The sequence below is a fragment of the Pirellulales bacterium genome (genome assembly GCA_019694435.1).
Taxonomy (GTDB): domain Bacteria; phylum Planctomycetota; class Planctomycetia; order Pirellulales; family JAEUIK01; genus JAIBBZ01.
The window spans coordinates 45,714-61,354 of sequence record JAIBBZ010000029.1 but is presented as its reverse complement, the minus strand read 5'-3'; the positions used below and the strand labels follow the sequence as shown (position 1 = coordinate 61,354).

The window sequence follows — 15,641 nt, the reverse complement described above, 5'->3', positions numbered from 1 at the left end:
GCCGTCCGCGGCGTTGTTTCGCGCCGGACCTTCGGGGAAACTAGTATTGTACCCGAGTGCTCAACAATTCCATTCCACTCATTCCGGCCATGAAATGAGCGACATGCAACGATTCGTAACTCGGCGGGGAAGCTGGTTGGCCTGCGTTGGGCTGCTGGTGGCGACCAGCGCCGCCGAAGTTCAGGGGCAAGACCTGCGCGGCCCTTTCCAGCATGCACCGCGCAGCGTGCGAAGCCGGACCGTCGATCTGGATCACCTGCGGCTCGAACTCGATTTCGATTTCGTCGAGGAGCGGCTGCAGGGACTGGCGACGAATCGCTTCACGCCGTTCGAGCCCCTGGATCAGGTCGAGTTTGACATCAAGAACCTCACGATCGACCGCATCGAACTCGTGCCGTCGGGGGCCTCGGCCGATCTCAGCGATCGGCGTACGCTGCAGTTTGAAGTCCATGACGAGCGGTTGGTCGTGAAGCTCGATCGAGTTTACCAGCCGAGCGAGCAGGTCAGCGTGGCGATCGCCTATCGCGTCACGCGTCCCGAGCGCGGCATGCAGTTTGTCACTCCCGACAAACACGAGCCGCAGCAGCCGCGGATGGTCTGGACTCTCAATGAGCCCGAGGATGCCCGGTATTGGCTGCCGACGTTCGACTCGCCCAACGAGCGGCTGACCAGCGAGCTGATTGCCACGGTGCCCGAGGATTTTTTTGTGCTGTCTAACGGCGTGTTGCGCGAGAGAGGCGAGCCTCGCGACGGCCGCCGGCGCTGGCATTGGGTGCAGCAACGCTCGCACGTGCCGTACCTGATTTCGATCGTGGCGGGCCAGTTCGAGGCGCTCGACCAGACCTGGCGCGGCATCCCGGTGGTGTCGTATGTGCCGACGGGGCGCCTGGCCGACGCGCCGCGATCGTTTGCCCAGACGCCGGAGATGATGGAGCTGTTCAGCGAAAAGATCGGCTATCCGTATCCCTGGCCCAAGTACACGCAGATTTGCTGCGACGAGTTCAACGGCGGCATGGAACACACGTCGTGCACGACGTTGGCGCTCGACACGCTGCACGACGAACGGGCCGAGCTGGACGTCTCGAGCGAAGAACTCGTGGCCCACGAGCTGGCGCACCAGTGGTGGGGCGATCTGCTGACCTGCAAGGACTGGGCCGAGCTATGGCTCAACGAGAGTTTTGCCACGTACTTTGCCACGCTCTGGCAGGAGCACGACGAAGGCTGGGACGCCGCCAGCTGGTCGCGGCGCGAAGAGGCCGACGTGTATTTCCGGGAAGACGCCGACCGCTATCGGCGGCCCATCGTGACCTACCGCTACGACGCGCCGATCGTGATGTTCGACGCGCACAGCTATCCCAAGGGGGGCCGCGTGTTGCACATGCTCCGCTTCGAGCTGGGCGACGACGCCTTCTGGAAGGCGCTGCGGCACTACGCGCATACGCACGAGTACCAGGTCGTGGAGACGGCCGATCTCCGCACCGCCATCGAACAGGCGACTGGCCGGGGCCTGAATTGGTTCTTAGACCAATGGGTCGATCACGGCGGACATCCCGAGTTGACGGTCGGCTGGGACTGGGACGAAGCAACCCGCCAGGTGCGCCTGCACGTGCGCCAGACGCAGAAGGTCGACGCGCTAACCCCCTTGTTTCGCGCCACGGTCGAAGTCGAGTTGGCGACCGGTAGCGAGACGCTGATCCGCCGCATCGAGATCGATCAGGCCGAAGAGACGTTTCACTTCGAATTGCCCACGCGGCCGCGCCGCGTGGTGTTCGACCCGCGCGACTGGCTGCTGAAAAAGCTCACCGTCGAGCAGAGCCTCGACGCCTGGCTCGACCAGCTCGCCGCCGATCCGCACGTAATCCCCCGGGCCGACGCCGCAAAGGCCCTGGCCCAGTTCTCCGGCAACGACACGGTGCGTGAGGCGCTCGTCAAAGCAGCCACGAGCGACGCGTTCTGGGGCGTGCGATACGAAGCGATCGCGGCGCTGGCCAAGATTGGCGGCGACGCCGTACGGGCCCCGTTGATCCAGGTGGCCCGCGGCGACGCGCGATCGGCCGTGCGGCGCGAGGCCCTCAAGTCGCTGGCCGAGTTCCCTCACGAAGAAACCAGCGCCGCGCTGCGTGCCGCGATCGCCGAAGATCCGTCTTACTTTGCCGTGGCCGCGGCGCTCCGCTCGCTCGCGAAGGTCGACAAGGAAAAGGCCAAGGACGACTTGCTGGCCGCCTTGGAGCGCCCCAGTTATCAAGAGGTGATCCTGCAGGCCGCGGCCGAGGGCTTGGTCGAACAGGACGCCCGGGGGACCGCCGCGCGGATGATGGCCTTGCTGAAGCCACCTTCCTCGCCCCACCGGCGCATGGTGCTGATGCCGCTGTTGGCCCGGCTCGATCCGGGCAACCCGGAAGTGACGGCCGCCATCGCTGAGCAGCTCAACGACGGCCGCCGCACGGTGCGGACCGCCGCGATCCGGGCGCTGGGGATGACGGGCGACAAGCAGGCGATCGACCTGCTGCTGGCGCGCAAGCAGAAAGAGGCCTGGCTCGCACCCCGGCGGGCCATCGACGATGCCGTCGCGCAGTTGCGCAATCCGGGGCTGCCGCGCGTGATCGAACAAGTCGAAGCGCTGCGGGCCGGCAACGCCGAACTGCGAGCGCGCTTGGAAAAGCTCGAAGCGGCGGGAGCCAAATGATATGCAAACGGCAACTCGACGAGGGCCGTCTCGCGGCCGAACGACCGGCTTGATCGTGGGGGCCGCCGCCTTGCTCCTGGCGATGTTGACGCGGCCGGCCGGGGCCATCGAACACGACGTGGTCGTGTCGGTCTACCAGGGCCCCTGCCGCGACGGCGACCTGGCGGCCAACCTGCAGACGGTGCGCGAGGTGATTGCCGCGGCACGCGAACGAGGCAGTCATTTTCTCGCCTTTCCCGAAACGTTTCTCTCGGGATACGACTCGCGGGAACACGTCGAGCAGGGGACCCGGTCGCTGGATGACCCCGAGATCACCAGCCTGATTGCCGATACCCGATCGCACGAAATGGTCGTGCTCGTGGGCTTGGCGCGGCGCGATGGCGAGCGGCTGTACAACAGCGTGCTGGTCATGCAACAGGGCAAACTGTTGGGCACTTATGACAAGGTGATGCTCACCGGCGGCGATCGCGAGCCGCTGGGATTTGCGCCGGGCCAGGCGGTGCCGGTGTTCACGGCGCATGGCGTGAAATTCGCCGCGGTGATCTGCCACGACACGTCGTTCTTCTATCCGGCGCTGGCGGCGCGGCTGCAAGGTGCCGAGTTGCTGTTCACACCGCATTACAACTTTCTGCCCGCTGCGGTCGTCGACGATCATCGCCGCTGGGTGCGCAATTGCCACGTGGGACTTGCCTGCCAGTTGCGGATGGTCGTGGCCCGGAGCAATGTGGTCGTGGCCGATCGACCGGGCGTGGCCGGCTACGGCGACAGCTTCATTCTGAGCCCCCAAGGCGAACCGCTGGCCGAGGCGCGGCTGTTTCGCACCGAGTTGGTCACGGCGCGGCTGACCCCGGCGATGTTTCGCGCGCCGACCGTCTGGGGCGATCTGCAAGAAACGCCGCCGTGGCTGCTACAGGACTTGAGCCGACGGCTGGCAGAAGCTGCGGCGCCGTAGGATGGCCCCGCCTCAGAGCAGCGTTTTGAGATAGCGCAAGTCGGTGGCCGATTGTGCGACCAGTTCGGGCGTGGTCAGCCGACGGAAGCTGGTTTCGCCCTTGTACTCGCTGTGTAGCGAGACGATGCCCTGGTAGTTCAGCCGCCGCAGATAGCCGCAGAACTCGGGCAGCGGGGCCTGGCCGTCGGCCAGCGGCACATACTGCCAGCGGTAGCGCATCTGGCCCTGTGCGTCGCGCTGCTGTTCGCTCCAGCGGAAATTCTTGACGCCGACGAGCGCCAGCCAGGGCGCGAGCAAGTCGAGTCCCATTTCCCAGCCGGCCAGTCCTCCTTCGATCGTCATGTGCATCGGGTCGACGTACGCGCCCACGCGGTCGGGCGGAAAGTCGCGCAGCACCAGGTACGACTGCGCCCCGCCTGCGGCGACCAGCCGGCCCGAGTGACAGTGCACGCAGGGCAGCACGTGATAACGGGCCGCGAGCCGGATCACGCGATCGAGCCGCGCGCGGCATTCGTCGATCTGCCGGGCCAGGGTGCCGAACGGCGTGTATTCCCAGTAGCCGAGCTTGACCCGTTCGACGCCGTAATGCGCGGCGGCGGCAAAGATCGCCTCGGCGTGCGGGCTGTCGGCGTCGGTGATCGCGGTCGAGATCATCGGTATCCGCGCACCGCAACGATCGGCCGCCGCGCGGGCAGCGCTCAGGCCCAGTTCTGCATTCTCGGGCAGAACGTGACCGCCGGGACGTAGAGTCAGATCAAGCCCGTCGAAGCCGGCCTGCTGCGCTGAGCGAAAGGCATCGTCGACGCTGAGATCGGCCAGGTTATCGGTAAACAGTACGAAGTGCATGGGCGTAGTCTCGCGCCATCGCTGGGGAGTGAACTGGGACGGTATCCGCCGGCCGTCGCTAGCTGAATGTAATGCTGGCGCGAAGCGAAGCAAAACAATCCGTCCAGGCAAGCTGTTGGTGGATTAGCGGTGATGCGAATGCTAGCGCCGCGAATCTGTCGTGGCCCAGCCGTCAAGCAATAGGCGGAAACGCTCGCGCGGTCCGATCCCTCCTAGTGGCGGCGAGGGCGACGCTAGCCAATGGGTGTTCACGTCGACCGGAGAGACTCGGATTCGAGCTTTGCCTGCAGAAAGGGACAGAACCATGCAATCCGCGACATGGTTGAAGGGCTCGGCAGCGGCGAGCGTCTTGGTGGTCACCGTTTTGGCCGCGCCGGTCTGGGGCGTTGACTGGTTCGACGCGTTCAAGGCCAAGCGACCCGAGATGTTCAAGGACCCGGGCTTCGAGCGCTGGACCAAGGAGGTCGACTGGCTGGAGCGCCAGGTCGAGACGTATGGCTCCGTAGTGCCCAAGCACGTCGACCTGTGGGGCGAAGCCAGGCTGACGGCGCACCGCGTCGATTTTGAAGAGCAGATGTTCAAGGACTTATGTGCGTTCGAAGCGAAGATCAACGGCTCGATTCGGCGAGCTGATACGGCCGCGACGGCGCTGGCGTTTCAATTGGGAGCGGGCCTCGACGGTACCCCGGCTCCCTCGTCCGTCGCGGCGGAAAAACTGATCAAGGACTTTGAGCCGATCCCTCTGCCGCAGCAGAAGGAGCCTTTGCCGACGCCGACGTTGGAGCCGACGACGTTTATCCTCCAAAAGAAGCGTTATCTCGATCTGCTCAACGAGCTGCGGCGGATCAACGAAGGCGACGACGTGACCGACGCCCCGGGCTATGCCCTGTACCTGGCCCGGCTCCCGGTTTCCGTACTGCCCGGCAAGAAGACGGACAAGGGGCATGGCGCGGAGATCACGTTCACGATCAACCCGATCTTGAGCGACGAGCTGTTGCCGACGACGTTCGAGCGGTGGGTGATCAACGACGTCGCGCGGCAACTGGCGTTTCCGCTGGTCAAGCTGCTGGAAGATCCGGCAGCCATGCAGGTCTTCATCGATGTCGCCGACGGGAAAGTTTCGGCGCAGGAAATGCGCAGGGCGCGGCCCGATGCTGACTCGCGAGCGATGGACACCCCGATGGATGCCGCCACGACGGCCGAGGCCATGCTCGACGAACTACGTGGCGTGATTCCGGCCGATCAGATTGGGGCGTTTCAGCAGGGCATTGCTCAGATGAGTTTGGCGGCACAGGCCCTCGAGATCGAGAGGCTTTACAAACAGATCTTTCCCCAGGGGCCATTCAGCCTGGACGATGCGGAGCGTGTGCCTGCGCCAGTTCGCGAACAACCGGCCGATGTATACACAGAAGATCGCAACGCGAGCAATGATCGAGATGGCTACGTGTCTCGCGAATTGCAACAAACCAGCCAGCGGGTCTTTGACGCCGCCGCGCGTGGCGCAGTGGCCCGTTGGCGCGACTCACTAGCTGCGTTTCCCGATACGCAGATCCTCGACATCTACGGCCCCTCGATTATCGGGGTGCTCGCACAATCGCTGCGCGACGTGTTTGCCGAGCGCGCGGGACTCGTCCACGTCGCCGACGTGCAGGGACATTTGCGCCGAGAGCTGACTGCGGCTTACGAGTTTCTGAAGACCCAGCGGACGCTGCCCTTGTGGGCGCATTGTCGCCCAGAATTGGTCGCCGCCGTGCACGAGCGGCGCCGGCCCTTGCGTGCGAACGAGTACGAACCGTGGAAAGCGCAAGGAATATCCGAGTTAGCACGAGGATCGGACACCCCGGCCGGTCCAGAACTCTTGCTGGATCCCAGCACTCAGCTCGGGGCGCCGGCAGAAATCCATCTTTACAAGCTCCGCGGACAGTTCTTCCACGATGTCCGGCTCATTTCGCGACGGGCCAACTACACGGTTACCTCGTCGCTGGCCTGGGCGATCATCGTCGATGCGGCGCTGCTGAACCATCGCCTGCAGGAGGAAATGCAGTCTACGTCCATTGAGAAGAATTGCGGCTGCTTGCCGCCGCTCGTGTGGGGCGATTTCTATCATCCTCATCCGTCGCCCGAGGCGCGGGCCGCGTTCAACGAGTTTGTCCGGTGCCGGTGGCCGATCCAGGTGTTCACCGTCGACCCGGAGAACGACGAACAGAACATCGACGACCGGTTGGCCCGGCGACGTGAGCTGCAATTGGCCGTGTCGCTGGCCGTGGCCAGCGGCGAGATGAACGCCTCGGCCGCCGGCCGGTTCCTGCGGCGGCTCGATACCGAGATCGCGGTGATCCAGTTGAACCGCACGACCGTCGGCTTTTCGCACGGAGCCGACACCTTCGGCTGGCGGTACTATCCCCGCTTCCAGACGCCGCCATCGCCAGGCAACCTCAAGGCGTTCGCAGAAACCCTGTGCGGCGGTCCCACGACCGACCAGGACTTGCGTCAGCGCAAGCTCGAGCCGGGCATTCGCGAATGCGTGGCGATGATCGTCATGCCGTCGTTCGTGCCGTACTGCACGCTCGATTCGCGAAGCAGTTGGTTCAGCCTGACCAACCCGCGCAACAAGGAATTGACCGTCCACGAGGCGGCCGAGCTGAGCCGGACCTACCAGGCGGTCAAGCAGGTGACGCATCAGATGTGCAACCTCGAAGCGTATCGTGGCGTCGACGTCGCGGGCGTCCAGCACGTCATCGACCAATTGGAGCATCGGCTGCCGATCCAGACGCAGACCGCGCATGTGCCGTTCGAGAACACGCTGGGTGGGTTTGCCACGCTCGCCGACGGGGCCACCTCGCTGGGGCCGGAGCTCTACGGCTGGTACGGGGCGCCGGGCGTCGGCTGGCCGTCGGCCGGCACGCCGCCGAACACCCATCTGTTCCTGATCGGCGAGAATTTCAGCGTGTTACAGACCAAGGTCATCGCCGGCGGGCGCACCGTGACGTCCAAGCTCTTGAGCCGCCAGGTGATGAAGGTCGAGATTCCCGCCAACCCGAACGTATGGAGCCTGGGCAATCGCGAGTTTGTCGAGGTCCACGTGGCGACGCCGTACGGCGTGAGCAATCATCTCGAGGTCCCGATCCACCGCGAAGGCGGGAATGCCGCGCCGGCGCCTGAGTTCATCTGGAAACCGGCTCCGGCCGCCGTCGCCACGCTCACCTGGCAGATGACGCCCGGGCAGGCAAACCTGGGTTGCAAAGACCTGGTGTTCCACGACTGCCCGGCGCCGGAGGAAAAGTTCCTGATCAAAGATCTGACCGGATTTGGACGAGGCGGCACCAACGCGGCTCTGCTGATTCACTGGAGCGTGGTCAACAAGGCCGGCCAGACGCGGACGTTGTCGAACCCGCCTGCGCCCCAAGCGCTGACCGGCGGCAGCCTGTCGTATCAGGACTTCGTGATGCTGGCTCAGCGGGATATCCGCGGCAGCGATCTGCGCCAGACCGACGAACCGCAAAAGCTGGTCGGTGAGGCGATCGTCAGGCTCAACGACGGAGCGCTTTGCGTGGTGGGCGGTCCGATCGTGATCGACGTACCGTCGATTTGCACCAGCGGCTGCCCGCCAGTTGCCCCATGCAGTCCGGCGAGCGCCCGGCGCCCGGCGACGGTGCCGTTGCAGGCCAGCCGTACGAACCTGCCGGGACCACACGCGGTACGGCGCTAGACGCCATCGGGCACGGCCCAGTGGTCGGCGCGATATTGCCGGCGCACGAGGGCCGCGGCATCGTCGTCGCCGACGATTTGCTCGGCCGCAGGATCGAAGGTCAGCTGTCGCCCCAAGCGGGCAGCGATGTTACCCAAGTGGCACAGCGCGGCCGAGTAATGGCCGATCTCGATGTCGGCCTCGGGGCGCGCTCCGGACTTGATGCAATCGAGAAAATTCCGGTGGTGCGCGGGGCCCAGCCCGTCGATGCTCATCTGTTCGCGCAGCTCGTTGTTTGGCCCGAGGATCTGCCAGCCCGTGCGCTTGCCGAGGATGAGCATGCCCTTGGTGCCGTAAAAGGCGTTGCCGTTGTCGAACCCTTCCTGTTGATAGGGTGACCAGAGGCGCATTTCGTAGACGAGTTGACGTCGATGGCCGACGGCCCCGTCGCCGGGATAGTCGAAGGCGACGTACTGCGTGTCGGGAAACTGCTGGTCGTCGTCGAAGAACAGCTTGCCGCCGATCGCGGTGATCGTCGTGGGGTGCATCTCGATTCCCAGGCCCCAGCGCGCCAGGTCGAGTTCGTGTACGCCGTCGTTGCCCATGTCGCCCGTGCCGTAGACATACCACCAGTGCCAGTTGTAGTGCAGGCGGTTCGCCTGGTAAGGCAACTCGGGGGCGGGGCCCTGCCACAGGGCGTAGTCGAGCTCGGGCGGCGGCTCCGAGGGCGTCGCATGGCCAATGTCCTTGCGGCGTTGGCTGTTCCAGGCTTTGGCCACGAGCACTTCACCGATGGCCCCTTCGTGCAGCAGCTTCATGGCTCTTTGGATCGCCGGCGCGCTGCGGCTCTGCGTGCCGACCTGAACGACTCGGCCGGCGCGGCGCGAGGCCTCGATCATCAGCCGGCCTTCACGCACGTTGTGCGCGCACGGCTTTTCGACGTACACATGCTTGCCAGCCGCCAGGGCCAGCAGCGTGGCCGGACCGTGCCAATGGTCGGGCGTGGCCACGATCACAGCGTCGACGGCCGGGTCGTCGAGCACGCGCCGCAAGTCGGTGACCTGTTGCGGTGCGCGGCCGGTGATCTTGCCGATTGTGGCTGCCAGCTCTGCGGCACGCTTCGCATCGGGATCGACGACGTAGGCCAACTCGACGTCGGGCTGGCTGGCGAACGAACGCGCCAGGCCGGAGCCCTGTCCACCGCAACCGATCGACGCCAACACGAGACGCTCCGCCGGCGAAGTCGGGGCCGGCGCGGCCGCGGGCTCGGCCGCCTGGGCCGAATCGAGTTGCACGAAATGCTGTTGTGCCAAAGTCAGCGCCGAACCGGCGGCAAGCGCAGCCTGGCCCAGGAATGAGCGGCGATCGGTCGAAGTCGGCATTGCGAGTCTCGCAAAAGCTAGGGCACAAAGCGGCGATCGGTTGAAGTTGGTTATAGTTCGCAACCGGGGCCGCGGCAACGCTTTAGCGAACAGACGCCAGCGTGCCGACGACGCTAGAAACGTCGCCCAAGGACCGCTCCATGCGATGCGCCACCGGCTTTCATCCGGGGTTGGCGTGTCCTACGATCATGGGACGACTCGGACGCTACCGGGCCACGGGCGGGGCGAACTCTTCCACATCGCTGGTCGGGAATACAGGGCGTTTCCATGAGCTCGATACGATTCACTCGCCGTCGATCGGCGGCTGCAGCGCTGGCCTGGGCAGCGTCGCTCGCGGCAATCGCCGGAATTGGCGCCGCCGAGCCCGGGGAACCGCCGGCCACCTTCGCCTACGAGAATCGCCTGGTCCGCGTCGAGAACCCGCGGCCGATCCTGGCCGACTTTCCGGAGTTCTGCGAACCGGTCGTCGAGAGTGCCCGGTTCGAAGCCCCGCCGTTGGTGAACGAGGCCGGCGGCAACCTGGCCGTCCGTGCATGGCGTTTTTCGTACAACGCGCGTGGGATCATCGAGATTCCCAATCGCCTGGACGGACGCGCCACGGCGATCATCGTCGTTCATCCCTGGGGTATCGACGACGGTCAAGGCTGGAACTCGCCCGAGCCGGCCGGCGTGGCCTTCAATTGCACGCCGGAGAAGAATCGGGCCTATCACCTGCACGTGGAAAAAGTGTTGAACCCGCTGTTGGAGCGGCTGCGCGATCGCGTCGCGCTCGTGGCTTATAGTCTGCCCGGCAAAGAAGACCCGATCCGCAAGCAGATTTACCGCTCGATTCGCGGCCGACCGACCGACGCCGAGCGTGCCGCAGGCCTGGGCGAACTCGACGCGAAGCTACGCGGTTTCAAGTACCAGGCCAATCCGTTGGAAGCTCAGTTCCAACTGGCCCGTGAGCGGACCGTGGCCGACTACTTTCGCAAGTTTCCCGGCCTGGATGCGACGGCCAAATTCAACGGCGAAGGTTTTTGGGAGCTGCCGATTCCGGTGGTGAAAGGAATTCGCCAGGATCCCGACGACGTCGTGATTTACGACGGCGACGGGTATCCGCCGCTGCGCGAATTTCTCCGCGCGCAAGGCGTCCGCCACGTGCTGCTGACGGGGTATGCCACGGACATGTGCTATTGCCGCACGACGGCCGGTTACGAAAACCTCGACCCGGATTTCAACGTGTTCCTGGTGGGCGACGCATCGTGCGCCACGTTTCCGGCCAACAACACGCCGCGCTATGCGACCAACGCGGCACTGTCGTTCGCGTCGCTCGAGCACTTGATTACGCAGTGCTCGTGGATCGAGGCCGAAGCCCAAGTGGCCAACCAACGTGACGACCGGGCGGTTCAGCCGTGAACGGCCTCGACGATTTCACGCGTCGACGGTTCTTGCTGCAAAGTGGCGCCGCCGCGGCCAGTCTCGGCGCGCTGGGCGCCGTCCGGGCCCTGGCGGCAGACGCGCCGCCGTTAGCAGCCGAGGACGACTCGACGCGCGGGCGGGCGCTGGTGGCCATCACGCTCGACCTGGAAATGAGCCGCAACTTTCCCCGCTGGGAAGACACGCACTGGGACTACGAAAAGGGCAACCTCGACGAACCGACCAAGGCCTACGCGCTCGCGGCGGCCAAGCGCGTGGCCGAGTTCGGGGGGCGGATTCATTTCTTTGTCGTCGGCCGGGTGCTCGAACAGGAAAACATCGACTGGCTGCTGGAGTTGAAACGCGCAGGGCACCCGCTGGGCAACCATACTTACGATCACGTCAACGTCACGGCCACGACGGCCGACCAGGTGCAGTTTCGCTTTCAGCGCGCCCCTTGGCTGGTCGCGGGACGGCCGCCGCAAGAGATCATCGCCGAGAACGTGCGCCTCTGCGCTGCGGCGATGAAATCGCGACTCGACGTTGTGCCGGCGGGGTTTCGCACGCCGGGCGGCTTTCATGCCGCCCTGACCGAGCAGCCCGCCGTGCAGGCGATGCTGCTCGAGCAGGGTTACCCATGGGTGAGCAGCCAGTACGTGGCGCACGACATGCCGGCCGCGGGCGAGAGACCCGGCGCCGCGGCCTATGCGTCGATCGAGGCGGCGCAGGCCCGGTCTCAGCCGTTTGTCTACGACAGCGGCCTCGTCGAGGTGCCGATGAGCCCGGTGAGCGACGTCACGGCATTCCGCGCGGGGCGCTGGACCCTTGACGAGTTTCTCTTGGGCATCAGCCGCGGGCTGGCGTGGTGCCTGGAGCACGGTGCGGTCTACGACTTTCTCGCGCACCCGTCGTGCCTGTGCGTCGCCGATCCGCAGATGAAGGCGATCGACTTCATCTGCCGCGCGACTCAAGCGGCCGGCGACCGGGCACAATTCGCCGATCTCGAGCTGCTTGCGCGGCGCGGCCTGGCCAACGGTCGGCGGACTGCCTAGTTGCTCGCGACTGCTGGACCGACGTAGATCGGGTTCGACAGGATCCAGATGCGCGGCTCGGCGGCGATCTTGAGCCAGACCTCGACGCGATACACGCCCGGCTCGGTGACTTCGAAGTCGAGTTTCCGGCCGTCCTGTTCGAGGACGACTTCACCGTTGCGCAACAGCTTGATGCGGTCGCCCAGGGGAGCCTCGGCCGCGAGGCGCAGGCCTTCGCCCGCGGCAACCTGGCTGCCCATCAGCCAGTGCTGATCGCCGCGCGTGGCCTGATAGACGAAGCCGGTCGGATCGGCGATCCAGTCGAAGCCCACGTAGCAGCGGCCGCTCTTCAAGGCATCCCAGACGGCCGCCTGCGACAGTTCGGGCATGAGCAAGTGCGTGCTCACGTGATGGTAGCTGCGCTCGTAGGGGTCCAGGTCGACTTCAAAGACTTTTGTCCCCGGCGGCTTGCCTGCGACAAGCCCCTTGACGATGCCGACCTTTTGCGGGTCGATGCGGGCGACCACGGCGCCCAGCGCATCGCTGAGCACGAGCTGGCCATCGTCACCCACCACGCCGCGATAGGCCTGGTTGTGATGCGAATCGTTGCCGGCCACGCCCGTGTGCGGGTACTTCTGGCACCAGCGGTCCCACGCGGCGAGGTAGTCGCTGGGGTAGTCCTGGATTGCGCCGAACACCTCCTGCGGATACTTTTCCAGCGCCGCCACGAGGCTGAACATACCCAGTGGCCCCTTGAGCGCGGCTGTGAACCGCTTCTCCTCCATGAAGTCGGCGTGGGTGTTGTAGATTTCGTTGCCGGTCAGATGGTCGAGTTCCCAATCGAGACGCTCTTCCAGGTGGCAGACGAAAATCAGTCCGTCGTCGCGCCGCACGAGATCGACGAAGTCCTGGCTCGACTCGGCGGGTTCGCGCTGCACGCTGCGCGTCGGATAGGCGAGAAAGCCGCGCGTTTCGGCGCCGGGAACAATCAGCAAGCCATCGTCGAATCCCCGGTGACCGTCGGTGAAATAGTCGTAGTGGTCGGCCGGATGCTCGCTGAACAGGATCACCTGCACGCCCACTTTCTTGGCCGCGGCGCGGATCTCATCGAGCGGGGCGCGGCTGTCGTGCGACAGCAGAGAATGGGAATGCAGGATGGCGCGAAAGTCCTGCAGGCCGCTCGCCAGGCTCACCGGCTCGCGCCGTGACGCGAGCGCTGCGATCGTTTCATGCGTCACGCGCAACTTTTCCAGCGACAGGCGCTGCAAGGCGTCGGCCGTCGCGACCGACGAGCAAACTGCAACGGCTGCCAATGTCAGCACCACACAACAAGCACGGATCATGGAACAACCCAGGATTTCTATTGCCAGCGAAACAGCCGCAAGGCCAGCCAGAAGCAACCGACCATCCAGCCCGCAAGCACCGCCATCTCCGGCACCAGGCCAGCGAGCGAGGTGCCTTCGATCATCACGGCCCGCAGCCCATCGGCCAGGGCCGTCAGCGGCAGCAGGCGAATCGCGGCGTGGGTGGCCTCGGGAAATCGCTCGTAGGAAAAAAACGCCCCGCACAACAGCCACATCGGCATCATGGCTAGATTAAGCAGGCCCGAGGCGGTTTCCAACGTCTTGGCCCGGCTCGCGACCAGCAACCCGAGCCCGGCGAAGGCAAAATCGCCCAACAGCACGAACACGACGACGGCGCCCCAACTGCCGACGTTGCGCACACCGAAGACGAGATAGGCGAACAGCAACAGCAATCCGACCTCGGTCAGATTGAAGAAAAAGCGGCTGAACATCAGCGAGAGCAGGAAGTGCGATTTGCGCATGGGCGTGGTCACAAAGCGCTTGAGCAAGTGCCGCACGCGCATATCGACCACCAGGAACCCGACGCCCCAGAGCCCCCCGCCCATGAGGTTCAAGCCGATCAGTCCGGGAATCAGGTAGTCGATGTACCGGCTGCCCGTCTCGGTGAATTCGCGGTCGGTCGTGGCGATGGCGTCGGCCCGACCGGCGATGCGCTGCAGATGCTCGTCGACTGCGGCCCGGGCCGCGAGGCCCTCGGGGCGCGTGGGATCGTAAACGTACTCCAAGGCATCCGACGCCAGGGGCGCAGCGGACGCCGCGCCGGCCGCGGGCACGATCACCAGCGACGTGCGGCCGCTTCGCAGGCGGCGGCGGGCCTCGTCGGTGCTCGAGATGCGGGCTTTGAACACCGTGTTCGGCGTTACGCCCTCGGGGCTGGGTTGGCCCGTTTCGGCCGCGCCGGTGTCGAGAGCCTCAAGCACGCGGGCCGCGGCGGGCGCCTGTTGAACGTCGACCACGATCGTCTGCTGAGGCCGGTTACGAAAGGCAATGCCCAACGCCATCGCCATCAGCAGCGGGAACCCATAGACCCAGAAGATGGCCTCCGGCTCGCGGTAAAACTCTCGCACCCTCGACAACACCAATTGCCGCAGCGGGTGCGGACCGTCGGCCGTGGGCTCGGGCAGTCGCAGGGGCGGCGTTTCGGCGGCCGCAACATCGTGCCCGAGGCGCTCCAATTGCATCATGCTGCCGCCTCCGCCTCGGACAAATGCCGGCCCGTGAGCTTGACGAACACATCCTCGAGGCTGGCATGGCGCGTGACCAGGCTGCCCAGCGCGAGGCCGCGCGCCGCGAGCCGGCCGACCAATTCGGTCAGCACGATGTGCGGTTCGGCGACGGTGAGGCAGATACGCTCGTCTTCCTCACGCGCCGCACGCAAGCCGGGTAAATCGGCGAGCAGGCCCTGGGACAGGGCTTTGGCCGCCTCTTGGACGAGCGTGAATTCAATCACGTGTTCGCCGCCCAGTTGATCGATCAGGTCGCGCGGGCTGCCGCAGGCGATGATCCTGCCGTGATCGACGATGGCCACGCGGTCGCAAAGTTTCTCGGCCTCGTCCATGTAATGGGTGGTCAGCAGGATGGTGCGGCCGCTGGCCCGGAACTGGCGGATGATGTCCCACAGTTGCCGGCGCGATTGCGGGTCGAGGCCGGTGGTCGGTTCATCAAGGAACAACAGCTCCGGCGCACCGATCAGGGCACAGGCCACGGCCAACCGCTGTTTTTGACCCCCGGACAACTTCTTGACCCAGGCGGCGGATTTTTCTTCGAGCGACACCAGCCGCAACACGGCCTCGGGTGGCAGCCCCCGGCGATAGAAGCTGCGAAACAACAGCAACGTTTCGGCGACGGTGAGTTTTTCGGGCAGCCGGGTTTCTTGCAGCGAAATGCCGATGCGCTCGCGGATCGCGTCGTCGTCGGCGCCCCAGCGACGGCCGAGAATCTCGACCGCGCCGCGCGTCGCGGGCAGCAGGCCTTCGAGAATCTCGATGGTCGTCGTCTTGCCGGCGCCGTTCGGACCGAGCAGGCCGAAACATTCGCCTTCGTCCACGGTCAAATCGATGCCGTTGACGGCGTCGACCGGCGGGCGGCCGGGATACCGCTTGAAGAGCTGCTGGCAGCAAATGGCGTGAGGCACGCGCGACTCGTGGCGATGGCGAATGCTGGCGGGGCCGCGCGCTACCCGGGGCAACTCGACGCGGAACACCTCTTCGTTATACGGACCCGCGCTGGACCGCAGCAAGCTGGTGCGCAACGGCAACTGCGATAAGCTGTTCGTGGTGCCGCGCAGGCGCCGC

The 15,641-nt window shown here is 65.5% G+C and carries 10 protein-coding genes; 5 read left to right on the top strand and 5 right to left on the bottom strand.

Going from position 1 to position 15,641, the window contains the following annotated elements:
* Positions 1-103 precede the first annotated feature (103 nt).
* The gene (locus tag K1X74_18240; protein ID MBX7168283.1) at positions 104-2,686 is read left to right on the top strand and encodes a HEAT repeat domain-containing protein; all 2,583 of its coding nucleotides are present in this window, start codon (positions 104-106) and stop codon (positions 2,684-2,686) included.
* A 49-nt stretch (positions 2,687-2,735) separates the two neighbouring features.
* Positions 2,736-3,638 carry a carbon-nitrogen hydrolase family protein gene (locus K1X74_18235; GenBank protein MBX7168282.1) on the top strand — a complete coding sequence of 301 codons (903 nt, stop codon included), beginning with the start codon at positions 2,736-2,738 and terminating at the stop codon, positions 3,636-3,638.
* A gap of 12 nt (positions 3,639-3,650) precedes the next feature.
* On the opposite strand, the gene K1X74_18230 is transcribed toward K1X74_18235, so the two are convergent.
* Positions 3,651-4,484 carry a sugar phosphate isomerase/epimerase gene (locus K1X74_18230; protein ID MBX7168281.1) on the bottom strand — a complete coding sequence of 278 codons (834 nt, stop codon included), beginning with the start codon at positions 4,482-4,484 and terminating at the stop codon, positions 3,651-3,653.
* A gap of 304 nt (positions 4,485-4,788) precedes the next feature.
* Here K1X74_18230 and K1X74_18225 point away from each other — a divergent pair, with 304 nt between their 5' ends.
* Entirely contained in the window at positions 4,789-8,193 is a 3,405-nt protein-coding gene (locus K1X74_18225) for a hypothetical protein (GenBank protein MBX7168280.1), read from the top strand.
* Here K1X74_18225 and K1X74_18220 read toward each other — a convergent pair.
* The gene (locus K1X74_18220; protein MBX7168279.1) at positions 8,190-9,554 is read right to left on the bottom strand and encodes a Gfo/Idh/MocA family oxidoreductase; all 1,365 of its coding nucleotides are present in this window, start codon (positions 9,552-9,554) and stop codon (positions 8,190-8,192) included. The genes K1X74_18225 and K1X74_18220 overlap by 4 nt on opposite strands.
* 267 nt (positions 9,555-9,821) lie before the next feature.
* Between K1X74_18220 and K1X74_18215 the strand changes: the two genes are divergently transcribed.
* Positions 9,822-10,952, top strand: a complete 1,131-nt coding sequence (locus K1X74_18215; GenBank protein ID MBX7168278.1) for a cysteine hydrolase — start codon at positions 9,822-9,824, stop codon at positions 10,950-10,952.
* Positions 10,949-12,004, top strand: a complete 1,056-nt coding sequence (locus K1X74_18210) for a polysaccharide deacetylase family protein (protein ID MBX7168277.1) — start codon at positions 10,949-10,951, stop codon at positions 12,002-12,004. Before K1X74_18215 ends, K1X74_18210 begins: the two co-directional genes overlap by 4 nt.
* On the opposite strand, the gene K1X74_18205 is transcribed toward K1X74_18210, so the two are convergent.
* From K1X74_18205 to K1X74_18195, 3 genes are read right to left on the bottom strand one after another with little or no spacing between them, the layout of a single operon-like run.
* A complete protein-coding gene (locus K1X74_18205) occupies positions 12,001-13,326 on the bottom strand; it encodes a hypothetical protein (GenBank protein MBX7168276.1) in 1,326 nt (441 codons plus the stop codon). The two genes, K1X74_18210 and K1X74_18205, sit on opposite strands and share 4 nt — an antisense overlap.
* Before the next feature lie 17 nt (positions 13,327-13,343).
* Positions 13,344-14,531 (bottom strand): ABC transporter permease, encoded by a 1,188-nt coding sequence (locus tag K1X74_18200; GenBank protein MBX7168275.1) that lies wholly within the window; start codon positions 14,529-14,531, stop codon positions 13,344-13,346.
* Positions 14,528-15,598, bottom strand: a complete 1,071-nt coding sequence (locus K1X74_18195; GenBank protein ID MBX7168274.1) for an ABC transporter ATP-binding protein — start codon at positions 15,596-15,598, stop codon at positions 14,528-14,530. Before K1X74_18195 ends, K1X74_18200 begins: the two co-directional genes overlap by 4 nt.
* Positions 15,599-15,641: the final 43 nt, after the last annotated feature.